Origin of the sequence: Corynebacterium sp. LaCa117 (assembly GCF_046717765.1) — a bacterium.
Classification (GTDB): domain Bacteria; phylum Actinomycetota; class Actinomycetes; order Mycobacteriales; family Mycobacteriaceae; genus Corynebacterium; species Corynebacterium kefirresidentii.
The window spans coordinates 717,795-738,840 of sequence record NZ_CP177102.1; the positions used below are offsets into that span (position 1 = coordinate 717,795).

At 58.6% G+C, this 21,046-nt stretch carries 25 protein-coding genes; 19 read left to right on the plus strand and 6 right to left on the minus strand.

Features of this window, described 5'->3' with window-relative positions; all coding sequences use genetic code 11:
- Positions 1-10: 10 nt before the first annotated feature.
- From dnaJ to ACLI1L_RS03645, 6 genes are all read left to right on the plus strand, one after another.
- A complete protein-coding gene (dnaJ, locus tag ACLI1L_RS03620) occupies positions 11-1,162 on the plus strand; it encodes a molecular chaperone DnaJ (protein ID WP_005326440.1) in 1,152 nt (383 codons plus the stop codon).
- Positions 1,162-1,920 carry a 16S rRNA (uracil(1498)-N(3))-methyltransferase gene (locus ACLI1L_RS03625; RefSeq protein ID WP_005326442.1) on the plus strand — a complete coding sequence of 253 codons (759 nt, stop codon included), beginning with the start codon at positions 1,162-1,164 and terminating at the stop codon, positions 1,918-1,920. Before dnaJ ends, ACLI1L_RS03625 begins: the two co-directional genes overlap by 1 nt.
- A 23-nt stretch (positions 1,921-1,943) precedes the next feature.
- Positions 1,944-2,924, plus strand: a complete 981-nt coding sequence (locus tag ACLI1L_RS03630; protein ID WP_005326444.1) for a PhoH family protein — start codon at positions 1,944-1,946, stop codon at positions 2,922-2,924.
- On the plus strand, positions 2,921-3,538 hold the full coding sequence (gene ybeY, locus ACLI1L_RS03635) for an rRNA maturation RNase YbeY (RefSeq protein ID WP_005326445.1): 618 nt from the start codon (positions 2,921-2,923) through the stop codon (positions 3,536-3,538). Before ACLI1L_RS03630 ends, ybeY begins: the two co-directional genes overlap by 4 nt.
- Positions 3,539-3,590: 52 nt before the next feature.
- On the plus strand, positions 3,591-4,439 hold the full coding sequence (pdxY, locus tag ACLI1L_RS03640; protein ID WP_411708064.1) for a pyridoxal kinase PdxY: 849 nt from the start codon (positions 3,591-3,593) through the stop codon (positions 4,437-4,439).
- 276 nt (positions 4,440-4,715) lie between these two features.
- Positions 4,716-5,732 carry a formamidase gene (locus tag ACLI1L_RS03645; protein ID WP_200288784.1) on the plus strand — a complete coding sequence of 339 codons (1,017 nt, stop codon included), beginning with the start codon at positions 4,716-4,718 and terminating at the stop codon, positions 5,730-5,732.
- 84 nt (positions 5,733-5,816) lie between these two features.
- Here the strand turns inward: ACLI1L_RS03645 and ACLI1L_RS03650 are convergent, their stop codons facing one another.
- Entirely contained in the window at positions 5,817-6,206 is a 390-nt protein-coding gene (locus ACLI1L_RS03650; protein WP_411708065.1) for a hypothetical protein, read from the minus strand.
- Between ACLI1L_RS03650 and ACLI1L_RS03655 the strand changes: the two genes are divergently transcribed.
- From ACLI1L_RS03655 to ACLI1L_RS03670, 4 genes are all read left to right on the plus strand, one after another.
- Positions 6,205-6,456, plus strand: coding sequence for a hypothetical protein (locus ACLI1L_RS03655; RefSeq protein WP_411708066.1), 252 nt, complete (start codon positions 6,205-6,207; stop codon positions 6,454-6,456). The two genes, ACLI1L_RS03650 and ACLI1L_RS03655, sit on opposite strands and share 2 nt — an antisense overlap.
- A gap of 77 nt (positions 6,457-6,533) precedes the next feature.
- The gene (era, locus tag ACLI1L_RS03660) at positions 6,534-7,571 is read left to right on the plus strand and encodes a GTPase Era (protein ID WP_200288786.1); all 1,038 of its coding nucleotides are present in this window, start codon (positions 6,534-6,536) and stop codon (positions 7,569-7,571) included.
- 6 nt (positions 7,572-7,577) lie between these two features.
- Complete coding sequence (gene recO, locus ACLI1L_RS03665; protein ID WP_049361567.1) at positions 7,578-8,294, plus strand: DNA repair protein RecO; 717 nt, start codon at positions 7,578-7,580, stop codon at positions 8,292-8,294.
- A gap of 10 nt (positions 8,295-8,304) precedes the next feature.
- Positions 8,305-9,060 (plus strand): isoprenyl transferase, encoded by a 756-nt coding sequence (locus ACLI1L_RS03670; RefSeq protein ID WP_411708067.1) that lies wholly within the window; start codon positions 8,305-8,307, stop codon positions 9,058-9,060.
- Between the two features lie 26 nt (positions 9,061-9,086).
- Here the strand turns inward: ACLI1L_RS03670 and ACLI1L_RS03675 are convergent, their stop codons facing one another.
- Both ACLI1L_RS03675 and ACLI1L_RS03680 read right to left on the minus strand, forming a co-directional pair.
- Positions 9,087-9,281 carry a helix-turn-helix transcriptional regulator gene (locus ACLI1L_RS03675; protein WP_049361566.1) on the minus strand — a complete coding sequence of 65 codons (195 nt, stop codon included), beginning with the start codon at positions 9,279-9,281 and terminating at the stop codon, positions 9,087-9,089.
- Positions 9,282-9,284: 3 nt separating this feature from the next.
- Positions 9,285-9,776 (minus strand): hypothetical protein, encoded by a 492-nt coding sequence (locus ACLI1L_RS03680; RefSeq protein WP_411708068.1) that lies wholly within the window; start codon positions 9,774-9,776, stop codon positions 9,285-9,287.
- Positions 9,777-9,872: 96 nt separating this feature from the next.
- Between ACLI1L_RS03680 and ACLI1L_RS03685 the strand changes: the two genes are divergently transcribed.
- Positions 9,873-10,535: a lysostaphin resistance A-like protein gene (locus tag ACLI1L_RS03685; protein WP_411708069.1), complete on the plus strand. Its 663-nt coding sequence runs from the start codon at positions 9,873-9,875 to the stop codon at positions 10,533-10,535.
- 107 nt (positions 10,536-10,642) lie between these two features.
- Here ACLI1L_RS03685 and ACLI1L_RS03690 read toward each other — a convergent pair whose 3' ends face one another.
- Together ACLI1L_RS03690 and ACLI1L_RS03695 are read right to left on the minus strand one after the other, a co-directional pair.
- Positions 10,643-11,062 carry a Fur family transcriptional regulator gene (locus ACLI1L_RS03690; protein WP_049378544.1) on the minus strand — a complete coding sequence of 140 codons (420 nt, stop codon included), beginning with the start codon at positions 11,060-11,062 and terminating at the stop codon, positions 10,643-10,645.
- A 70-nt stretch (positions 11,063-11,132) separates the two neighbouring features.
- Complete coding sequence (locus tag ACLI1L_RS03695) at positions 11,133-11,423, minus strand: ArsR/SmtB family transcription factor (protein ID WP_086589155.1); 291 nt, start codon at positions 11,421-11,423, stop codon at positions 11,133-11,135.
- 184 nt (positions 11,424-11,607) lie between these two features.
- Here ACLI1L_RS03695 and ACLI1L_RS03700 point away from each other — a divergent pair, with 184 nt between their 5' ends.
- Genes ACLI1L_RS03700 through ACLI1L_RS03710 form a run of 3 tightly spaced genes read left to right on the plus strand, consistent with a single transcriptional unit; the run spans position 11,608 to position 13,945 of the window.
- The gene (locus tag ACLI1L_RS03700) at positions 11,608-12,987 is read left to right on the plus strand and encodes a glycine--tRNA ligase (protein ID WP_411708070.1); all 1,380 of its coding nucleotides are present in this window, start codon (positions 11,608-11,610) and stop codon (positions 12,985-12,987) included.
- Between the two features lie 2 nt (positions 12,988-12,989).
- Positions 12,990-13,499 (plus strand): hypothetical protein, encoded by a 510-nt coding sequence (locus tag ACLI1L_RS03705; RefSeq protein WP_411708071.1) that lies wholly within the window; start codon positions 12,990-12,992, stop codon positions 13,497-13,499.
- A complete protein-coding gene (locus ACLI1L_RS03710; protein ID WP_411708072.1) occupies positions 13,499-13,945 on the plus strand; it encodes a hypothetical protein in 447 nt (148 codons plus the stop codon). Before ACLI1L_RS03705 ends, ACLI1L_RS03710 begins: the two co-directional genes overlap by 1 nt.
- 58 nt (positions 13,946-14,003) lie before the next feature.
- Here the strand turns inward: ACLI1L_RS03710 and ACLI1L_RS03715 are convergent, their stop codons facing one another.
- Positions 14,004-16,028, minus strand: a complete 2,025-nt coding sequence (locus ACLI1L_RS03715) for a TPM domain-containing protein (protein WP_411708073.1) — start codon at positions 16,026-16,028, stop codon at positions 14,004-14,006.
- A 54-nt stretch (positions 16,029-16,082) separates the two neighbouring features.
- Between ACLI1L_RS03715 and ACLI1L_RS03720 the strand changes: the two genes are divergently transcribed.
- The 5 genes from ACLI1L_RS03720 to ACLI1L_RS03740 all read left to right on the plus strand — a co-directional run bounded on the left by ACLI1L_RS03720 (position 16,083) and on the right by ACLI1L_RS03740 (position 21,007).
- Positions 16,083-16,670 carry a YdcF family protein gene (locus ACLI1L_RS03720; protein WP_086589151.1) on the plus strand — a complete coding sequence of 196 codons (588 nt, stop codon included), beginning with the start codon at positions 16,083-16,085 and terminating at the stop codon, positions 16,668-16,670.
- A 202-nt stretch (positions 16,671-16,872) separates the two neighbouring features.
- On the plus strand, positions 16,873-17,220 hold the full coding sequence (locus tag ACLI1L_RS03725) for an ATP-binding cassette domain-containing protein (RefSeq protein ID WP_411708352.1): 348 nt from the start codon (positions 16,873-16,875) through the stop codon (positions 17,218-17,220).
- Positions 17,221-17,300: 80 nt separating this feature from the next.
- Positions 17,301-18,800 carry an integrase core domain-containing protein gene (locus ACLI1L_RS03730; RefSeq protein ID WP_411707371.1) on the plus strand — a complete coding sequence of 500 codons (1,500 nt, stop codon included), beginning with the start codon at positions 17,301-17,303 and terminating at the stop codon, positions 18,798-18,800.
- A 162-nt stretch (positions 18,801-18,962) separates the two neighbouring features.
- A complete protein-coding gene (locus ACLI1L_RS03735) occupies positions 18,963-19,247 on the plus strand; it encodes an ATP-binding cassette domain-containing protein (protein ID WP_411708074.1) in 285 nt (94 codons plus the stop codon).
- Positions 19,244-21,007 carry an FtsX-like permease family protein gene (locus ACLI1L_RS03740; RefSeq protein ID WP_411708075.1) on the plus strand — a complete coding sequence of 588 codons (1,764 nt, stop codon included), beginning with the start codon at positions 19,244-19,246 and terminating at the stop codon, positions 21,005-21,007. Before ACLI1L_RS03735 ends, ACLI1L_RS03740 begins: the two co-directional genes overlap by 4 nt.
- Positions 21,008-21,046 lie beyond the last annotated feature (39 nt).

Sequence of the window (21,046 nt, forward strand, 5' to 3'; positions counted from 1 at the left end):
ATCTCTTACAGTGGCTCGTGACTATTACGGCATCCTCGGTGTTGATAAAAACGCAACTGACCAGGAGATTAAAAAGGCCTACCGCAAAATGGCCCGCAAGTATCACCCGGATCTGAACCCGGATGATGACGCTGCCGCGGAAAAGTTCCGCGATGCCGCGCTGGCCCAGGAGGTCCTGCTGGATCCGCAAAAGCGCCAGATCGTGGACATGGGCGGCGACCCCATGGAGCAGGGTGGCGGCGGTGCCGGCGCCGGTGGCTTTGGCGGCTTCGGTGGCGGCGGCCTCGGCGATATCTTCGCCGAGTTCTTCGGCGGCGGTGCCGGCGGTTCCCGCGGCCCGAAGTCCCGCGTCCAGCCGGGCAACGATGCCCTGCTGCGCACCCGCATCACCCTTGAGGAGGCCTACACCGGCCTGAAGAAGAAGGTCACCGTGGATACCGCCGTGCTGTGCGATAGCTGTGGCGGTACCGGCTCCGAGTCCAAGGCCAAGCCGGTTACCTGTGATAACTGCAATGGCATGGGTGAAATCCAGGAGATGCAGCGCAGCTTCTTGGGCAACGTCATGACCACCCGTCCGTGCCCGAAGTGCCAGGGCTTTGGCGAGGTCATTACCGATCCGTGCAACCACTGCGCCGGCGATGGCCGCGTGAAGAAGCGCCGCGATCTCACCGTGAATATCCCGGCCGGCATCAATGATGGCATGCGCATCCGCATGGCCTCCCAGGGCGAGGTCGGCCACGGCGGCGGCCCAGCCGGCGACCTCTACGTCGAGGTCCACACGGAGGAGCACCCCGTCTTCCAGCGCAACGCCGATGACCTGAACCTCACCGTGCGCGTGCCGATGATTGATGCCGCCTTGGGCACCAACTTCACCATCGACCAGCTCAATGGCGAAGAGCTCACCATCGACATCGAGCCGGGCACCCAGCCGGGCGAGTCCATCAAGGTCGATGGTGCCGGCATGCCGCGCCTGCGCACCGATGGCTATGGCAACCTCTTTGCCCACGTGGACGTCGTTGTGCCGAAGGACCTGGACCGCAAGACCCGCGAGTCCCTGGAGAAGATCCGCAACTCCCGCGACGAGGGCGCGCGCGTGCGCACCACCGGCGACGGCCAAGAGGAATCCTTCTTCAGCCGCATCCGCGATAAGTTCCGCCGCTAATGTCCCTGCCCGTCTTCATCCACCCGGATCTTTCCGCCGCGCGCACCGGCGAGGCCTTTAGCTTTTCCGGCCCGGAGGCCCGCCATGCCGTGACGGTCAAGCGCATGGGGGAGGGCGAGCGCCTCGAGCTTATCGACGGCACCGGTACCCGCCTCACCCTCACCATCACCGCCACCTCGGGCAAGGACTCTTTGGAGGGCACGGTCGACTCCATCGACACCGCGCCCGAGCCCACGCCGCGCGTAACCGTGGTGCAGGCCATCCCGAAGTCCGAACGCGCCGAGCTCGCCGTGGATCTCGCCACCCAAGCCGGCGCCGATGAGATCATCGCCTGGCAGGCGGATCGCTGCGTGGCTAAATGGGACGGTAAGAAGGCGCCGAAGGCGGTGGCCAAATGGCAGGCGGCCGCCGATTCCGCGGCCAAGCAATCCCGCCGCGCCCGCATCCCGCAGGTGCGCGGCCCGCTGACCACCCCGCAGCTCGTTCAAGAGCTCACCGGTCGCCGCGACGGCGCTTCCTCCAACGCACCCACAGTGCTCGTATTGCACGAAGAGGCTACCGCCTCCATCAAAGACGTGCCGCTCACAGAGGACGTCGTCCTGCTCGTTGGCCCCGAGGGCGGCATTGGCGACGCCGAGCTCGATCGCCTCAAAGAAGCCGGCGCCACACCCATCAAGCTCGGCCCGGAAGTGCTGCGCACGGCGAGTGCGGCAATGGTGGCGCTGGCGGCAATCGGCATGCGCACCGAGCGTTGGTAGGCGGCGCTGGTAGCCTAAAGCACGTGCCTATCATCACGAAGAAATGTGAGCTAGATTCCGCCTACGTCAGCAGCGTGCTGGGTAGTGCGGACGATAACCTGCGCGTGCTCAATAACCGCCTGGATGCGGACCTTTTTGCCCGCGGCAATGTCGTTACCGTCACCGGTCCCGATTATGAGGTGGCCCGTGCCGCCAAGATCCTCGATGAGCTCGAGGCCATCGCCCGCCGCGGCCACGCCGTGTCCACCGATACGGTCAAGCACACCATGGACATGGTGGCCGTGGAGGCGCCGCAGTCGGTATCGGCGGCGCTGGCGGCGGACATCGTTAAGCGCCGCGGCAAGGCCGTCCGCCCGAAGACGGTGGGCCAGTCTGAATACGTGCAGGCCATCGACGATAATACGGTGGTCTTTGGTATCGGCCCGGCAGGTTCCGGCAAGACCTACTTGGCGGTAGCCAAGGCCGTGCAGGCGCTGCAGACCAAGCAGGTCTCGCGCATCATTCTCACTCGTCCGGCCGTGGAAGCAGGGGAGAAGCTCGGCTTTTTGCCGGGCACGCTCAATGACAAGATTGATCCGTACCTGCGCCCGCTTTATGACGCCCTGCGGGACATGCTCGACCCAGAAATGATTCCGAAGCTCATGGAGGCCGGCATCATCGAGGTCGCCCCGCTGGCCTATATGCGCGGCCGCACGTTGAACGATGCCTTTGTCATCCTTGATGAGGCCCAAAACACCACGCCGGCGCAGATGAAGATGTTCCTCACCCGTCTGGGCTTTGGTTCCAAGATTGTGGTCACCGGCGATATCTCGCAGGTAGACCTTCCACACGGCCAGGTCTCGGGCCTGCGCATCGTGCGCCGCATCCTACGCAACGTGGATGATATCCACTTCGCGGACCTGGGCTCCAAGGACGTGGTGCGCCACCAGCTGGTCGGGCGCATCGTCAATGCGTACGAGACCTTTGATAATAAGAAAGCCGCTGAATACGAGGGAATGGAATGAGTATCGAGTTTCTCAATGAATCCGGCTTCGAAGGCGTCAACGAGGAGATGCTGATTGACGTCGCCTCTTATGCCTTCGGCGCGATGGACATCAACCCCGATGCCGAGTGCACAATCACCTGCGTGGATTTGAAGACCATTGAGGATCTCCACGTGCGCTGGATGGATCTGGAAGGCCCCACCGATGTCATGAGCTTCCCCATGGATGAGCTCACCCCTGGCGCCATCGCCGGTGGCGGCCGCCCCGATGCCGCCGACCCGGGCCCGGCCATGCTGGGCGATATCGTCCTGTGCCCCGAGTTTGCCCTGCGCCAGGCGGAGGCCGCCGGCCACTCCCTAGGCCACGAGCTGGCCCTGCTTACCGTCCATGGTTGCCTGCACCTGCTGGGCTATGACCACTCCACCCCGGCCGAGGAGAAGGAAATGTTTGGCCGCCAAAACGAGCTGCTCGCGGATTGGTACGACGACGCAGCCGAGCGCGGCGTTTCCTATCAGCCCAAGCCTTCTGGCCCGAAGGCTTTTCCTGACGCTGCCGAGCGCGCCAACCTAGACAAGCAGGTTCCCGGCGGCGGAATCCCTGCGGTGGGCGAGCCACAAGATCGCCCCGAGGAATAATTTTTGTCTTTTCCTTGGTGAGCGCGCGGGCAGCGTAGCACAATGGGTAGCTATGACTATCCTTTCCATCCAGTCCCACGTCACCTACGGCCACGTTGGCAACTCCGCGGCCGTCTTTCCCCTGCAGCGCGCCGGCCATGAGGTATGGCCGGTCCACACGGTGAATTTCTCTAACCACACCGGCTACGGCGACTGGGGCGGACCGATGATTCCAGCCAGCGACGTTACCTCCATCATCGATGGCATTGAAAAGCGCGGCGCCTTCCCGCAGATCGACGCCATCCTTTCGGGCTACCAGGGCGGCGCCGACATTGCCGACGCCATCGTGGAAACCGTCCGCCGCATCAAGGCTGCCAACCCCAAAGCCCTCTACGCCTGCGACCCTGTAATGGGCAATGCCAAGTCCGGCTGCTTCGTCTCCGATGAGATCCCGCCGCTTTTGCGCGACCGCGTCGTGCCCGTCGCCGATATCATCACCCCCAACCAGTTTGAGCTGGGCTACCTCACCGATTCCGAGGTCGGCACACTTGATCAGACCCTCGCCGCAGTAAAGAAGGCGCAGGAAATCGGACCGAAGACCGTGCTGGTTACCTCCGTTAAGCGCCCTGAGACCCCTGAAGACCAGGTGGAGATGCTTGCCGTCGACGGCGACCGCGCCTTCCTCGTGTCCACGCCTCTATTGCCGTTTAAGCGCAATGGTTCCGGCGACGTCACCGCCGCCTTGTTTACCGGCCACTACACCGAGACCAGCGACGTCAAGGAGTCCCTGCGCCGCACCGCCTCCTCCGTCTATGACCTGCTGGAAAACACCTACGAGGCCGAGACTGCCGAGCTTCAACTCATCCAGTCCCAAGATGTATTCGCCCACCCGCGCATGCAGTTCCACGCAGAGGAGCTTTAGGCCTGGCCAATCGCAGCGGAGAGCCCATTGTTGCGAACCCTATCCAGTGAGAGGTTAGGTTGCCTAGCGCAGCACTGCGGCGTAATGCCACGCTAGGTCAACCCTGAAATGGCCGAGCTGAGGATGCAGCCTCAGCTCGGCTTTCTTTATCTTCTCCTTGTTTTACTTCCTGAGTCTCTCATATGAGACACCCACTCCCACCCAAAAGTGGTATGGGGCACCCTTCTCTATTAATATGGCGGCAGTCACGTTCTCATCGAGTAGAAAGAGCTCACCATGTCTAGTACCGGAAGTATCAGCGCCTCTCCCGACGGCCTGTTGATGGCCCTCATTCAGTACCCCGTCCCCGTGGTTAATACCCCGGAGGACGTCCAAGCCAGCGTGGATGAAATCTGCCGCATGGTTGCCTCCACCAAGGCGGGCTACCCAGACCTCGATCTCATTGTCTTCCCGGAATATTCTTCCTCCGGTCTCAACACCAAGATTTGGTCCTATGATGAATTCCTCATTGGTCTCGATGATCCCAAGGTAGATCAGTTCAAGCAGGCGTGTAAGGAAAATGACGTTTGGGGCGTTTTCTCCATCATGGAGCCCAACCATGAGGAAGGAAAGCCGCCATTTAATACCGCGATCATTATCAACTCCGATGGTGAGATTGCTCTGCACTACCGCAAGCTCCAGCCATGGACTCCAATTGAGCCTTGGTACCCGGGTGATTTGGGCATGCCGGTATGTGACGGCCCCAAGGGCTCCAAGCTTGCCGTGAACATTTGCCACGACGGCATGTTCCCCGAGCTGGCACGCGAGGCTGCTTATAAGGGCGCCAATGTCTATATCCGCATTTCTGGCTACTCCACGCAGACCCAGGATCAGTGGATCATGACCAATAAGACCAATGCCTTCCAGAACCTCATGTTCACCGCTTCGGTCAATCTCGCTGGCTATGACAACACCTTCTACTACTTCGGTGAAGGCAATGTCTGCAATTACGACGGCCACATGATTTCTGAGGGCCACCGCAATCCTGGCGAAATCGTCACCGCCGAAATCTTCCCTGAGCTGGCCGATAAGGCACGCATCAACTGGGGACTTGAAAACAACATCTTCAACCTGGGCAACCGCGGCTACGTTGGCTACCCCGGCGGCAAGACTGAAAACTATCTGACCTGGGTCGAGGACCTGGCCAAGGGCGAATACAAGCTCCCGTGGGCTGACGACGTCCGCATCAAGGACGGCTGGAAGTACTACCCGGACGGCCCGCAGCTTGGACCTCTGCCGGACGAGTTTAAGTAAGAGCCGCTAAAACACGCCTAAGCCCTGCACCCGTTTCGATGGGTGCAGGGCGTTGTCATTGGTTAGTGCCTTATCTTCCTGTTCTTAATACTCGTAGCCTTCAACCGTGCCCGTATCAGAATCGGTTGGAGCATCTGTAGCTGCGTCAGACTCTGGCACGTATCCCGCATCTACGTCGCTGTAGTCATCAAAAGAGTCTGAATCTGAAGGCGGAAGACCTCCATTGCACAGATCGGCCCATTCCTCGGGGTACTTATACCGGCCGTCTAGACTGCCGCACACTCCTTCTGCGCGTGCAGATCGGCGGTGAGCGGGTGTGTCACACAGCTCCGTGGGCCTTTGCGTGCCGTCAGAAAATGTACCGAGGATGGTCAGGTTTCCCGGATCGCAATACAGCAACTCCGGCTCCGCAGCTGCAGCCTCGGCCTGGGTCTCTGGCTCTGCAGCAACGCTATGTGCAGGTTCTTCAGGCATGCTCTCTTCGCTGCTGCTGGTGGCGGCAGAAGAGGCCGTACTCGAAGAACTGGTGGCGGACGAAGAAGAGGTCGTCGCAGAGGTAGTGCTCGTCTCTGCTGATGGCTCGGAATCGGGTGAGGAGCAGGCGGAGAGGAAGAGGGTAAGAGCAGCGCCAAAAATGAGCGCAGGAGAGGTGCGGGACATGAAGGAGCCTTTCGGGGAGGCAGCACGGTTTGTGCTGGGGAGAAGAGGTTTCTCCATAGATTAATCCTATTCTGTGCCGCTGGTAGAAATTGGCCGTGAACTAATCGGAGATTTTGGCTCTGTGGGCTATTATTGCGGGTAATGAGTTCTGATTTTGATGCACAGTTTGATGCGGCATTCGAGGGTCTTCCGGAAGACCCCGATGATGCCGTGCCGGAAGGCGCCGAGAATGCGGCCGCCCCGCTTGATTATTCGCAGTACACCGACACCCCGGAAGGATTCCGTTCCGGCTTCGTGTCCTTTGTCGGCCGCCCGAATACCGGTAAATCGACGCTGACCAATGCCCTGGTAGGTCAGAAGATTGCGATTACGGCCGACCAGCCGGAGACCACCCGCCACACCATCCGTGGCTTGGTGCACCGCGAAGACGCCCAAGTTATCGTCGTGGATACGCCGGGCCTGCACCGTCCGCGCACCCTGTTGGGTGAGCGCCTCAATGAGGTAGTCAAGGATACCTACGCCGATGTGGATGTCATTGGCCTGACCATCCCGGCCGATGAAAAGATTGGCCCGGGTGACCGCTGGATCCTGGACAACGTGCGCTCCATTGCGCCGAAGACGCCGATCATCGGCATCGTCACCAAGCTGGATAAGGCCAGCAAAGACCAGGTAGGCGCACAGCTTTTGGCCCTGCACGAGCTACTTTCCCAAGATGACCCGAATGCGGTAGTCATCCCGGTGTCCTCCAAGGAAGGTGTACAGCTCGATGAGCTCGTGCAGGTCATCGTGGATCACCTGCCAGAAGGCCCGAAGTTTTACCCGGATGATCACATCACCGATGAGGGCCAGGAAAAGCGCATCGAGGAACTCATTCGTGAGGCTGCATTATCCGGCTTGAAGGCGGAGCTGCCGCACTCGGTGGCGGTGCAGGTGGATGAGATGTTGCCCTCGCGCACCCGTGAGGGCGTGCTGGATATCCACGCCATTTTGTATCTGGAGCGGCCTGGCCAAAAGCGCATTATCGAAGGCAAGGATGGCCTGCGCTTCCGCCGCATTGTGGGCAATGCCCGCAAGGAAATCATCGAGTTGCTGGGCCAGAACGTTTACCTAGACTTGCGCATTAAAGTGCTGAAAAACTGGCAGTCAGACCCGAAGTCGCTGGGCAGGCTCGGGTTTTAAACCACTATGCGCGAGAACTATCGTGACCGCGCAGTGGTCATCCGCACCTATGATTTTGGCGAGGCCGATCGCGTCATTGTCCTGCTCACCCGCGATCACGGCCTCGTGCGTGCGGTGGCCAAGGGCGTGCGCCGCGCGAAGTCCCGCTTTGGCTCGCGCCTGCAGCTCTTCGTCAACCTCGATGTCCAGCTGTATGTGGGCAAAAATCTAGCCACCATTTCCCAGGCGGATACGGTGGATTACTTTGGCGCGCGCCTAATCGAGGACTATGAGCGCTACACGGCCGCGTGCGCGGTATTGGAATCGGCAGAGCGGCTTGCGTTTGCCGACGCCGCCCACGACCCCTACCTCTACGAATCCGTCACCGCGACCTTGGAGCGGCTGCAAACCGCGGACCCAACCATGACTCTGGATGCCTTCTTGCTGCAGGCGATGGCGCATGCCGGTTGGGCACCGAGCCTTTTCAACTGTGCTCAATGCAACCGTCCCGGCCCGCACCACGCCTTTCATCCGGCAGTCGGCGGGGCGGCGTGCCACGAATGCCGGCCTCCGGGTGCCGCGGAGGTGGATCCGGAAACGCTGCATCACCTGTGGCTTTTAGCGCATAACTACCCGACGAATCCCACGAATGCCCAAAAGCAGGAGGGGCATCGGCTAGCGCGGGCGCACCTGCAGTGGCATATGGAGCGCAATGTTTCCGCATTGCAGGTTATGGAGCAGTAGAATATAGCCCGTGATTACGCCAGACCCGAACCGCACTTTGACCCCACCGAATATTCCGGATGAGTTCATGCCCCGCCACATTGCGCTGGTTATGGACGGTAATGGCCGCTGGGCCCAGGAAAAAGGCATGAAGCGCACCGAGGGACATAGGCGCGGCGAAGCCGTGCTTCTTGACGTCGTCGATGCCTGCCTTGCCGCCGGCGTTCCTTACCTTTCTGCCTACGCGTTCTCCACCGAGAATTGGCGCCGCAGCCCCGAGGAGGTCCGCTTCCTTATGGGCTTTAACCGCGATGTGCTGCGCCGCCAGCGTGAGTGGCTCAATGAGCGCGGCGTGCGCGTGGTGTGGGCTGGGCGCCGCCCGCGCCTATGGCGCTCAGTGATTAAGGAGCTTGAGGCTGCCCAAGAGCTGACCAAAGATAACACCAAGATGACCTTGGCCATGTGCGTGAACTACGGCGGTAGGGCAGAGCTGGTGGATGGTTTCCGGGACATCGCCAAGCAGGTTGCAGCCGGCGAGCTCAACCCGCGCGATATTAGGGAAGAAACCATAGCCCAGCATCTCTATGACCCGGGCATGCCGGATGTGGATCTTTTCCTGCGCCCCTCCGGTGAGAAGCGCACCTCTAACTTCCTGCTGTGGCAGTCGGCTTATGCGGAGATGATTTACCAGGATAAGCTCTTCCCAGATTTCACCCCGGAGGATCTCTTTGCCGCCATCGAGGAATACGCGCGGCGCGACCGCCGTTTCGGTGGCGTCAAGAAGTAAAAGCCAAGCGGCGAAGCGGTGTGCGTTTATATCCTGGGGATAAAGATATCCTCGATGCGGCAGGAAAAGTGGCGCGCGATCTGAAATGCGAGGGGGAGCGAAGGATCGTAGCGCCCTTTTTCAATACTGATTATCGTTTGGCGCGATACGCCTAGCTCGGTGGCCAATCCTTGCTGCGAGAGGCCTCGGCTTTCGCGAATTTCTTTAAGCCGGTTGTCCATGGCTTAACTCGCTGCCCGCTTGTGGGCGAAGTAGCTAATGCCAAAGGTTCCGGTGACAAAGATTCCCAGGATCATCGTGAGCAGGGTGCCGGAAACCTGAAACTCCCAAAAAGAAGAGACGACGCCTAGGCCACCAATTCCAAAGAGCATGGCGTGCAGGGTGTTTTCGGAGGCTTGCGAATACCAATGGGATTCGATGGAATTTTCCGGATCGGGTGTTGCCCCACGGATGGTGTCCCGATCCACCATGAATCCCCAGCTAGCCGCCGTAGCTACAGGAAATAGGCACAGTGCGTACACGGCAAACGCTAGTAGCGGTGAATCATCGTGTACGAATGCGGCTACGATGGCACCGGCGGCTGCAGCGAGGCTCGCGCCAGCCGCAACGGATAGTGTGAGGAGTTTGGTTTGGGTGCCACCAAACTTGGGGCGGCCAAAGCGGGTGGTCTGCAAGGAAGCCTCCTGTAACCAGTGGTTGTAAAGTGTGCTTGACATCCATCGTATGTTAAGCGTCCTTTACTGTAAAGGCTGCTTTACCTTTCGGGCTCAATTCATTCTTGAGGATGAGTGGAGGCCTTTTAGGGTAGGGGCATGGCAGAAGACGACATCAAGCTAAAAGGCGCATTTATCGGAATAGTGGCCATTATTGCCATGGATGTTCTATTGGTAGTGACAGTTTTTGTCATGATGAAGGCCGGCTTGGCTACGCGTGGGTTGGGTACGGTTATGCCCGTTGCGCTTGCGCTTTCAGTGGTGGTGCCGACGGCGGCATTGGTGTATTACCTCAAGCGGCGGAGAATTAGTCTCGGCCTTGTTCCCTTGGGTCGACGTGGTTGGCACTTACTGTGGCAGGCGCCCCTTGTGATTCTGGCGGCTGGGGCAGCTGCTGCGATGGTGGGGCCACTATTGGGGTTATCGCCATCGGAAAATGCATCCGCAGCTGATGGGCGCGGTGTGATGGTTGTCGTTTCTTTGGCTTGCTACCTTTTACTGGCACCGCTGGTGGAAGAAATTGTGTTTCGCCGCCTGCTGATGGGGTACTTGGATCGGAGCGTCCCAGCGTTTGCCAGCGTGGTCCTCAGCTCGCTGTTATTTGGTGTTGCCCATATTGCGCCGCCGGTGATGGTGTATGCGACTTTTCTAGGAATGGGGTGCGCCCTAGTAACTCGTTTTCACAATTCGCTGCGTGCAGGCTTTATTGTGCACTTGGTCAATAATGTGGTCGTGCAGTTGATTGCGGTCTCGGCGCTATAGCCGTGGCGTGTAACGCGCTGCCACTGTGCGTGACAAAAGAAAACCTCAGGCTCCGGGGTGGAGACTGAGGCTAGGGGGAGTGGCTTCGCTAGGCGGAGCGAGGATGCCTACGCGGAGGCGGCGCAGTCGCTGCAGATGCCAAAGACCTCGGCATCGTGGCCGGTGAGCTCGAAGCCATAGTCCTTCGCTACGGAGGTGGCCCACTTTTCAATCGGGCCGCCGTCGATCTCCTCGGTGCGGCCACACTTGGTGCATACCAAGTGGTGGTGATGGGCATCGGTCTCGCAGTGGCGGTAGAGGGTTTCGCCATTGGGCATGTGGAGCGCGTCCACTGCGTCGATATCAGTCAGGGACTGCAGGGTGCGGTACACGGTGGTCAGGCCCACCTTCTCCTCGCGCTCTTGAAGCTCGTGGTAGATCTCCTTAGCGGAGGAGAATTTCTCCATTTCCCGGAGCACCTCGACGACTGCGGTGCGCTGCTTGGTATTGCGCGCGCCTAGTTTGGGAATACTGTCGTGTAAAGCCATGCTCTTAACATTATCAATAGTTTTTCAACAACTGCACAGTCAGGCGGCTTTATATGCAGGAGGGGAGGGGCTAGGAGGCGATCCTGGCGGCGTCGGCAAGCAGGTCCAAAACGCGCGGCGCAATGAGCGAGTAGGTTACCTCGCGGCCGCTGCGCTCGGAGTCCACGATGCCTGCCTGCTTGAGCACGCGCAGGTGCTGGCTGATAAGGGGCTGGGACTTGCCGGTGGCCTTGACCAGCTCATGGACAAAGTGATCGCGCTCGGCCAAGCGGGAGATGATTGCGATGCGTAGGGGCGAATCGAGGGCAGCGATAACGCCGGCAGCCGCAGAAGTATTTGGGGCCTTGTAAGTGGTCGTCATAGGGAATGTCACCTTCAATTAAATACCTATTACCTGTCGGGTATCCTTATATTACCCGATACTTGCAATACGTTGTATTTATTTCAGATTAAATTCATGCCCCAATCCCACCGCCGAGAAGCGCTACGGGTTAGACTGAACGAGATTGTCAAGACTGTCCCCTACCAGAGGAGTCCGAAAACTAATGGCATCCGTCATCGATACCGTTGTAAACCTGTGTAAGCGCCGCGGCTTGGTCTACCAGGCAGGTGAAATTTACGGCGGTTCCCGCTCCGCGTGGGACTACGGCCCTCTTGGTGTAGAGCTCAAGGAAAACATCAAGCGCCAGTGGTGGCGCCACATGGTGCAGTCCCGCGCAGACGTCGTGGGCGTAGATACCTCCGTCATCCAGCCGCGTCAGGTCTGGGTATCCTCCGGTCACGTCGAGGTCTTTTCTGACCCGCTGGTGGAATCCCGCCACACCGGCAAGCGTTACCGCGCGGACGACCTGATTGAGGCCTACGAGGAAAAGCATGGTCACGAGCCAGAAAACGGCCTGGCAGATATCAATGACCCGGAGACTGGCCAGCCGGGTGACTGGACCGAACCGAAGGCCTTCTCCGGCCTGCTTAAGACCTTCCTGGGCCCGGTGGACGATGAGCAGGGCCTGCACTACCTGCGCCCGGAGACCGCACAGGGCATCTTCGTTAACTTCAAGAATGTGATGACCTCGTCGCGCATGAAGCCGCCGTTTGGCATCGCGAATATCGGCAAGTCTTTCCGCAACGAGATCACCCCGGGCAACTTCATTTTCCGTACCCGCGAGTTCGAGCAGATGGAGATGGAGTTCTTCGTTAAGCCGGGCGAGGACGAAGAGTGGCACCAGTACTGGATTGATGACCGCTACAACTGGTACGTGGACCTGGGCATCAAGGAAGAAAACCTGCGCCTGTACGAGCACCCGAAGGAAAAGCTCTCCCACTACTCCAAGCGCACCGTGGACGTGGAGTACGCCTTTGGCTTCAAGGGCTCCAAGTGGGGCGAGCTGGAAGGCGTGGCCAACCGCACGGACTATGACCTGTCCGTTCACGCCAAGGGCTCGGGCGAGGACCTGTCCTACTACGACCAGGCCAATGACGAGCGCTGGATTCCGTACGTCATCGAGCCGGCCGCCGGCCTGGGCCGTTCTATGATGGCCTTCCTGGTGGATGCCTACGACGAGGAAGAGGCTCCGAACGCCAAGGGCGGCACCGATAAGCGCGTGGTCCTGCGCTTGGACCGCCGCCTGGCACCGATCAAGGTGGCCGTACTGCCGCTGTCCAAGAAGGAAGAGCTTTCCGAGCCGGCCCGCAAGCTGGCCGATAAGCTGCGCGCACACTGGAACGTGGACTTTGACGTCTCCGGTGCTATCGGCCGCCGCTACCGCCGCCAGGATGAGATCGGTACCCCGTTCTGCGTCACCTTCGACTTCGACACCCTCGATGATGATGCCGTGACCGTGCGAGAGCGCGACACCATGGAGCAAGAGCGCGTGAAGCTCGAGGACCTCGAGGCATACCTCGCCTCCCGCCTGATTGGGTGCTAGGAATGCATTACACCAGCTGGGATCGCTCTGACCGCGCAAAACCCGTGCTCTTGGCCGAGGATGGTCCGGAGCAGCTCGGTGTATTCTCGGAGCATTCCGCGGAGGTGGACGGGCATTTCTGGCGCACCGAGGTCAGTGATCTAGGCGCCTCTGCCACGCTTGCCGATGGCTCCATCTACCGCCTCGCCGGCCGCCTCGGCCGCGATAAGCGCCTAGAGGCATCGCTCAACGGCCGCACTTTTCACTTCGTTAATGAAAATAGCGGCGACTGGATCATCGATGATGTCGATGATGAAAAGGTAGGGCAGTTCTCCGCGCGAAACTCCGGCGTGCGCAAGTCCATCCTCGAATTCGAGCACGATGCCGAAGGACTCACCACAGCCGAGATCGCCGGTTTGAGCTGGTTTACCCGCGTCATCCTGGACGCTAATACCCAAGGCAAAGCCTGGGCGTGGATCATCACCTTGGTCCTCGCTTCCATCGTGGCCCTCGTCGCGCTTTTCATCTTCTAATGACTGTGCAGTGGACTTGGCGCGCGGACGTGCTCACCAACGCCATGGGGGAGCAACTGGCTTCCGTGCGCGATGGTGTGCTCACCACCGCGGGCGGGGAGCGCCTTTCCTTAGAATCCTCGCTGGATTCTTCCTCCCCGCGCTTTTTCTTGCGCGCGCAGACCGCGGCGGGCGCGGGCGAGGATTTCTCGGTCTCCCAGGCCGGGATTACCATCACCCGCCTGCGTGCGGCCTGCGGGGAGCGCGAGTACCTGCTAGAACGCCGCAACCCTTTCCGCCGCGAGCGCCGCATCGTAGCTCGCCGCTCGGGCGCCGAGGTCGCCAGCACCGCCCCAGCCGGAAACGGGCTGCAGGTGAGGGTGGGCGAGCTGCCCGAGCTCGACGCCATATTCTTGAGCTACGCCTGCGCGCTTCTCGACGCCACCCCGCGCACCCTGCGCACCTAGCCCCGCGCCACCAACGAAGGTGCCACCCACGGGGTGAGACGGGGCGGTCTTTGCTCGGCTAGAAGGAGCCGCCGCGGAAGCCGCCTCCGTCGCCTCCGCCGAAGTCTCCGCCGCCAAAGCTGCCCCCACCGAAGCCACCGCCTCCGAAACCGCCACCGAAGCCGCGGCCGCCGCCGAGCATTTGGCCAAGGACCATACCGGTAACGATATTGCCGGCGGCATTGCCCATTTGCTGGCGCTGCTGGCGGCGACGGTGCTCGTCAATGTCATCCTTGGCGCGCTGCAGCGCTGCCTGGGCCGCGGCTACCGCTTCTCGGGAGGACTGCAGGGCGGCGCGGATATCGCTGCGCTCGGTGTGGAGGGCTTGGGCGTGGAGACGTTTGGCGTCGGCAAGCGCGGTGCGTGCGCCCGAGCCGATGATGCGCCCGCGGGAGGAGATGAGGTCCTCCGCGGCCTGAATATTGGATTCCGCCACGGAAATCTGCTGGCGGAAGAGATCAAGTTGGCGCGCGTGGGTGGAGGTCTTTTCCCGCACGCGGTCAAGCGCCTCATCCAGCTGCGTGTCAATAGAAGTAAGCGCGGTGTGCTGGCCTAGCGGATCCTGCTGGCCGTGGGCTTTGGCCTCAGTGACTGCGGTGCCGGCGCGGCCGAGCAGTTCCTCGAGCGCGTTCCAATCCGCAGTGGTTCCCTGGGCCTTGCCTTGGCGCTCGAGCTCGCGAGCCTCGTCGATTTCGCCTTCGACCTCGGCAATGAGGGACTCGAGGTTAGCGCGGGCGGTGGCGATATTCTCCTCGGCGTTTTCCACGCCAGAAATTAGGCGATCCGTCATCGCGCAGGCATGTTCACTATCGCGGATGAGCCCCACCAGCGGGCCCTGCTGACCGGCCGGCTGGGCCTGGACCCCGCGGGCCTTTTCTAGCAGCTTTTCTGCCTCATCAAGCGAAGCGGCGGCAAGCTCCGGGTTATCGGCAATGGAGGACAAAACGTGTTCGTCATAGTTGCCTTTCAACCGGGCTAACGTGGATTCGGCCTCCGGTAGGCGGGCGCGCAGGCCCACGGTGCGCTGGGTGAGCTCGTCCAGTTTTTCATCGGAGTGGATAAGCAGGTCGCGCATCTGGGCAAATTCCGCGGCCTGGGCATCCAGGGCATCATCGGCCTGACCACAGGAAGAGACGATGTCCACGAGCATCTGGCGGCGTTCGGCTGGGGACTCCGGAACGGCGTCATCGAGGTGCTGGCGTAGGTGGAAGGCCTTTTGCAGGGTAGAAGTGGAGTGGTTCATGGCCTTGGTAAACGGGCGCACGCGCTCTGGACCAAACTCCGAAAGCGCGATATTGAGCTCCTCCTTGCCGCGGCGGATGGACTCATCGGTAGAGACCAGCTCTTCCTGCGCCAGCTGCTCCAAGGTCTCTAGTGACAAACGGTTGAGTTGATCGGTATCGCCCGGGGCGATTTCGCGGGCCGACTCGAGTGTTTGCGCCTTATTCTTCTTAGTATTGCGGCGGGAGTAGTACATGATGCCGCCACCTGCGGCGACGATGGCGGCCGCGCCGCCGCCCAGCCACGCTAGGCCGGAAGAATCGGAAGAGTTGGAGCTGCTGGTGTTGCCCAGGGCGGCGTCGGCAAGCGCGAGGGCGGAAGCACCGTACTCATCGCTGGTCAGCTTGTCATAGGCGGCGTCATACATCTGGTCGAGCCGGCCCTTGGGCCAATCTTTGCCCGTCTGCACGCCCATTTTGCGGTCATCGACGGACAGGACATACACCGCAGAGTTTTCCCCCTTGTCCTTGACCACTTGGGCGGCATAGCTTTCCGGATCCGTATCTAGCTTATTGGTGATGTAAACAAAGAGTACCCGGTGCTCGTCCTTTTGCAGCTGGCCAATCTTTTCTCTCAGCTCGGCCTTTTCTTGGGTGCTTAAAACGCCCGCGTCATCGGTAACCTTCTCCTTAAGGGGGGCCGTACCGGTGCCCTGCGCCACGGTGGTGGTTTCAGCGGCAAAGGCAGAGCCCGCACCGATGGAGGTGCAGCCCAAGATGAAAGCGGCGATGGCCGCGCGGCCCAAACGTGCACTCAAATTCATGCCCACCACTTTACCGGCTCCGCTTAGCTCTTCGACGGGTAGTGTAATGGGGCAGTGAAGTACGTAATTGTTTTAGGCACCGCCCAATATGACGGCCGGCCCTCCCGCATCCTTGCCGGACGCCTGCGCCATGCCGGGGAGCTAGCCACCGCCGAGGGCCTGGAAGTTATTACCGTGGGCGGCAAGCTACCCGGCGATAGGTTTACCGAGGCCGGCGTCGGCCGCACCTTCCTGCGCGAGCACTACCCGCACCTGACCGTCCACGCGGTGGAGCAGGGGCTAGATACCCGCAGCTCCCTGAAAGCGGCCAAAGAAGCCTTCGCGCTTTCCGACGCAACCATCATCACCGATCCCCTCCACCGCCTGCGCACCGCACTCATCGCCCGCCAGGAAGGACTAAAAGCCACCGTATCCGGCACGCCGTATTACCCAGCCGCACGCTTTTCCACACCCTGGTGGCGCTACCTTGCCCACGAAACCGGTGGCGTGGCCTACGCGCTGGTAGCAGGACTTTTGCCCCCGCGCGGTGCCGCCGCACTGCGCAATGGGTTCTACCGCGTGGAGCAGCTCCTGCGCCCGAATCAAAAGCTGCGGCATCAGACGATTGAGCAGGAAGATAGGGATTCTTTTCCCCGGCGATAAGAAGCATCGCATGATATTTTTTAAGCTGCCGATACATTTCTAGGGAAAAAGGGTTTCTTTTCCGTTAAATCTGGAAATAACACCGAGCCATGTCGGCCAGCGCTGAAATGCTACGAAGACTCAGGAGGAAAGCGTGTTAAAACTGGAGAACCTGTCTGTAAAGCTAAGCAGGAAAAGTAGCCCGCTATTCTCTATCGACTCTGTGCATGAGCCAGGTACCCTCACTTGGATTCGAGGCGCCTCTGGGTCCGGCAAATCCACACTGCTTCGCGTTATCTCTGGACTCCAGAAGCCAACATCAGGAACCGTCAGTATTTTCGGACATGATTTATGGAGCTCTTCTGCTCGAAATAGAGATAGGCTTCGAGCTAAATCGATGGGAATAGTGTTTCAAGATTCCGGCGTAGTGCCCTGTTTGACAATCGACGAAAACCTTTCCTTCGCACAAGGGCTAAGCGGAGCCACTGCGGACTCGGACGCTAATAGTGTGATGTCTATGGAGTTTTTGGACACGGAGTCTAATGGATTTTTGGACGGGGAGTCCAGATAGTTTTTGGTCACGGAGTCCAAAGACTTCCTTGTCGTGATGTCTCAAGACTTTTTGGACAGTCGGTGGGTTGGAATACCAAGATGGCTATTTCAACCCATCTCCGCAAGAAAATAGCGGACTTCGACCCAGTAAGAGACGGACGAACCGTCACCCAATTCTGCAAGGATATTGGCGTATCTCGCCAAACCTATGCCAACATCAAACGCCGCGTTGAACAACGCGGCCGTGCAGGCATCCTGCCTGACTCCACCGCCCCGCATTCCCCAGCCAGAATCTACGATGATCACCTTCGTCAGAAAGTCATCACAGCTCGATCAGTGCTCAAGGCCCAGGGACGTGACTATGGCCCGTGGTCAATCTATTACTACCTCATTGATGACCTTGGTTTAGAGCACCCACCGGCACGGTCTACGATTGCGCTTTGGCTCCACGAAGCTGGTGTTGCTGAGGCCAATGCCCGTAAACGTCCTCGTAAAAGCTATAAACTCTGGGCACGCGATAAGGTCGATGAGCTGTGGCAACTCGACGGGTTTGTCTACCGACTCTTTGACACTCCACATACCCAGATCACTATCTACCAGCTGGTTGATGATGCCAGCCGGTTTGATCTGGGCTCACAAGCCTTCGCCGCCAAAGAAAACGGATTCGATGCTCGCACTACCTTGGCCGCAGCAATAGAAACGTATGGTCGCCCGCAGGAACTTTTGACCGATAACGGTGAAGCTTTTGCCACCTATCACCGGGGCCGATTGTCCGATACCGAGCGCTGGCTCGCCGCCCAAGGTATCTGGTCCATTGCAGGTTTTGGCCCGCAAACCCAAGGCAAAGATGAACGCTCGCATCAAACCATGACCAAGTTTCTCGATGCACGCCAACCTACGACACTTCAGCACGTCCAACAGCTGTTGGACGACTACCGCGAGTTTTACAACACCAGGCGCCGCCATCAAGGCCTGTTAGTCGGCAAAATGCACATCACTCCAGCCCAAGCCCGTGAGCACTTCGCCCACGCTCAATCCCCAACACAACCCATTGACCCGGATATGCTGTGGGCCAAGATTGTGAAGTCATACCGGGATACACACTCAGAAAGCGCGATACACCACGAGCATCGTATCGAGAATGGGGTTAAAGAGGCGATGGCGCCGGTTGTGGGAGAAGTTGCAGCTTCTCCCACAACCATCGATGACGATAACGAACCAATCCAGCAAGAATCATCTCCTACCGTCAGTCCCACCGTAGACGGTCTATCCGCCCAGTCAAGCAACGCCTGGGGTATCCCCGACACACTGTGGATCAACAAAAGCGGAGTGGTGCGCATCCTGGGCTATGGATTCTATGTAGGACTCCGGTTTAAAAACCGGCTCATATACAGCCACGTTACCGATGACACCGCTGAGTTCTTCACTGATCATGATGGTGAAGCACTGTTTTCATTCCCACTGCCCATCAAGCTACTTGAGCGTCCAGCCGGCGGACAGATCAACATCGGGCATGTCGAAGGAATGTGGCACCGCCGACCACCAGAGATCAAACCAATCCTGTCGCGTCCGCGCCCGTCGAGACGAAAGAAACCATAACCGGTAAGACGAGCTAGAGACTGTCCAAAAACACCAAAGACTCCCTGCCCAAAAAGCAGGGAGACTCCACGTCCAAAAAGTCATTGGACTCCTAGCCCAAAAAGTTACTGGACTCCGTGTCCAAAAAGTCCATGGACATAACACTCGGACGCTAATAGCTCTTTGCTAGCTCAACTCAATATGAGTGAATACGGAGCCTCTCTACCGCACGAGCTTTCAGGGGGACAACGCCAACGCGCGGCCATAGCAACGGCAATGTCTAAAAAGCCCCAACTCATTTTCGCAGACGAACCAACGAGTGCATTGGATGAGGACAACACATATTCAGTGTTGCGATATCTGCATAATTACATAGTAAGAAACCACGCAATCGCCTTGGTAGTTTCCCACGATGACCGTTTAGCGCAGTTTTGTGATCAGGTTTTGGAAATCGGGGTAAACCAATGAATTTTCGCGCTGTGGAAGCGAAGATCCGTAAGAGCACTTTTGTGGAGAGTATCCCGTTACTAGCTACCTCGTTTGTGCTCTTCTTCTTTGTCTGTCTGTTAGTCTCCACAGTAGCGGCGGACAAGGTAGCCGAATCTATGTCAATGGGGCTGATGTATTCAGCTATCATATCCACCATTCCCTTTGCTTTGGCACTCAAATATTGCTTTAGGCATGTGGTGGAGGGGAGGCGCCACCACTATGAGGCGCTTCGTTTATTTGGGTTAACATTAAAACGAATTCGCCGAGTGCTATTCCTTGAGCTACTTACGGTTTATTTTTTCTTTTCAATAGTTAGCGCAGTTCTGGTTCCAGTGCTGATGAAGCCAATCTTCCTGGTTCTGTATTCGGGTTTTGGCATTGATCTTCCTCAAGGACTCCCCTCACCACTACTCGTCGCTGTGATCTCATGGTGCGCTATCGTTTGTCTGAGCTTCGTTCCTTTCCAACAGGAAACGAGAGTTTTGGAGGATTTGAGCCAAGGCCCAACTCGCATAGATCCAACTCCAAGGAATCCGCGGGCTGCAGAACTCCTTCGATATCCGCTGGGGATAGCAGCCTGTGTTGTATTGCTAGTGGGATTTGTGGCGATGCCCCAGGCGGATCCATCTAGTAGTTGGCCGTTTATTTTCGTCTACTGCGTGCCCTTCTTGGTGAGTGCTGCCTCTGTATTTGTCTACGCGGTTGTCTTATATTCCACCGAATACCTCTCCCTCAAGTTTGGGGGATGGAATCCTCCGATTTTGGGAGTCCGATATGCGCGATCTTTTATCGCCACCACCATATTGCGGGTCTCTTGTATTTTTATCTTGTTTCCCATTATTCCTTTTATTGCGAATGATTCGGCACTCTACTCAGCAAGGGAAGAATTAGCTGACAATGTGAAGAACGTGTATGTAGGGTCGCCGCAGGATGGACAAACTATCAGCACATCCACTGCCCAAAACATTTGTCAGGATCACGCCGCAGATTGCCTAGGAGTTCTTAGCTGGGTGCCTGCTGACCAAGACTCGGAAGAGCTCCAACCTTCCACCATGGAAGAAGGCGCTGTCTTTGCGCTGGTAGAAGATCGGGACGGAACAGTAAGTTCCTTGGTTAATGACCGAGAGGTAGTTGAGACGGAACCCCGATCGCCGTTTGACCAAACGTGGATGCGGCCATGGGATAAAACCTTTAATTCTGAAGCCGATCCTTCTTGGGGAACGGGCGAAAGGCAAGACGAAGGTTATGCTGTAGCCATTTTTTCGAAGCAAGTGGAATTGAGCGACAGTCAAGAGATGGAGGTTGTAGGCGCTCAGCAATGGGCAGAAAACCTACCTTCAACGTTGCTTTATGGTCCAAACGGTACCGGTACAAGCGAATTTATTCCGTTGTTCGCCTACGTGATTGTTGGGGGAGCAGTTCTCATCTTCGGCCTGGCCTTAGCACAACAAGGTCGGCTTATCCGCTTCACTAAAACCATTTGGGAACAAGGCGTCTCAGTTGCTGAAGCGCACAGGAACAGGAAATTGGCTAATTGTTTGCCTTCGGCTTTTGCTCTGGCCTTATCGCTAGGATCAGCCGCTCTACTGGGCACATATATGCATTCTTATATAGCGCATAAACTTGTACTGCACTTTCCGGCTGTTCCGTTTGGACTCATACTTTTCTTGGTGGTGGTTGTGGGCTTGGCAGCGGTGGGCAGCAACTTTGTGAAAGGCCCGCGGCCTGCTAAAAACTAGGCGGCCACGTTGCTCACCCAAAAGGCCAGTTCACGGAAT

Excerpts from the sequence above, each read along its gene's own strand:
- ACLI1L_RS03625 (WP_005326442.1), top strand. The coding sequence starts at position 1,162 with ATGTCCCTGCCCGTCTTCATCCACCCGGATCTTTCCGCCGCGCGCACC.
- ybeY (WP_005326445.1), top strand. The coding sequence starts at position 2,921 with ATGAGTATCGAGTTTCTCAATGAATCCGGCTTCGAAGGCGTCAACGAG.
- pdxY (WP_411708064.1), top strand. The coding sequence starts at position 3,591 with ATGACTATCCTTTCCATCCAGTCCCACGTCACCTACGGCCACGTTGGC.
- ACLI1L_RS03645 (WP_200288784.1), top strand. The coding sequence starts at position 4,716 with ATGTCTAGTACCGGAAGTATCAGCGCCTCTCCCGACGGCCTGTTGATG.
- ACLI1L_RS03655 (WP_411708066.1), top strand. The coding sequence starts at position 6,205 with ATGCTCTCTTCGCTGCTGCTGGTGGCGGCAGAAGAGGCCGTACTCGAA.
- ACLI1L_RS03650 (WP_411708065.1), bottom strand. The coding sequence starts at position 6,206 with ATGCCTGAAGAACCTGCACATAGCGTTGCTGCAGAGCCAGAGACCCAG.
- era (WP_200288786.1), top strand. The coding sequence starts at position 6,534 with ATGAGTTCTGATTTTGATGCACAGTTTGATGCGGCATTCGAGGGTCTT.
- recO (WP_049361567.1), top strand. The coding sequence starts at position 7,578 with ATGCGCGAGAACTATCGTGACCGCGCAGTGGTCATCCGCACCTATGAT.
- ACLI1L_RS03675 (WP_049361566.1), bottom strand. The coding sequence starts at position 9,281 with ATGGACAACCGGCTTAAAGAAATTCGCGAAAGCCGAGGCCTCTCGCAG.
- ACLI1L_RS03680 (WP_411708068.1), bottom strand. The coding sequence starts at position 9,776 with ATGTCAAGCACACTTTACAACCACTGGTTACAGGAGGCTTCCTTGCAG.
- ACLI1L_RS03685 (WP_411708069.1), top strand. The coding sequence starts at position 9,873 with ATGGCAGAAGACGACATCAAGCTAAAAGGCGCATTTATCGGAATAGTG.
- ACLI1L_RS03690 (WP_049378544.1), bottom strand. The coding sequence starts at position 11,062 with ATGGCTTTACACGACAGTATTCCCAAACTAGGCGCGCGCAATACCAAG.
- ACLI1L_RS03695 (WP_086589155.1), bottom strand. The coding sequence starts at position 11,423 with ATGACGACCACTTACAAGGCCCCAAATACTTCTGCGGCTGCCGGCGTT.
- ACLI1L_RS03700 (WP_411708070.1), top strand. The coding sequence starts at position 11,608 with ATGGCATCCGTCATCGATACCGTTGTAAACCTGTGTAAGCGCCGCGGC.
- ACLI1L_RS03705 (WP_411708071.1), top strand. The coding sequence starts at position 12,990 with ATGCATTACACCAGCTGGGATCGCTCTGACCGCGCAAAACCCGTGCTC.
- ACLI1L_RS03710 (WP_411708072.1), top strand. The coding sequence starts at position 13,499 with ATGACTGTGCAGTGGACTTGGCGCGCGGACGTGCTCACCAACGCCATG.
- ACLI1L_RS03715 (WP_411708073.1), bottom strand. The coding sequence starts at position 16,028 with ATGAATTTGAGTGCACGTTTGGGCCGCGCGGCCATCGCCGCTTTCATC.
- ACLI1L_RS03730 (WP_411707371.1), top strand. The coding sequence starts at position 17,301 with ATGGCTATTTCAACCCATCTCCGCAAGAAAATAGCGGACTTCGACCCA.
- ACLI1L_RS03740 (WP_411708075.1), top strand. The coding sequence starts at position 19,244 with ATGAATTTTCGCGCTGTGGAAGCGAAGATCCGTAAGAGCACTTTTGTG.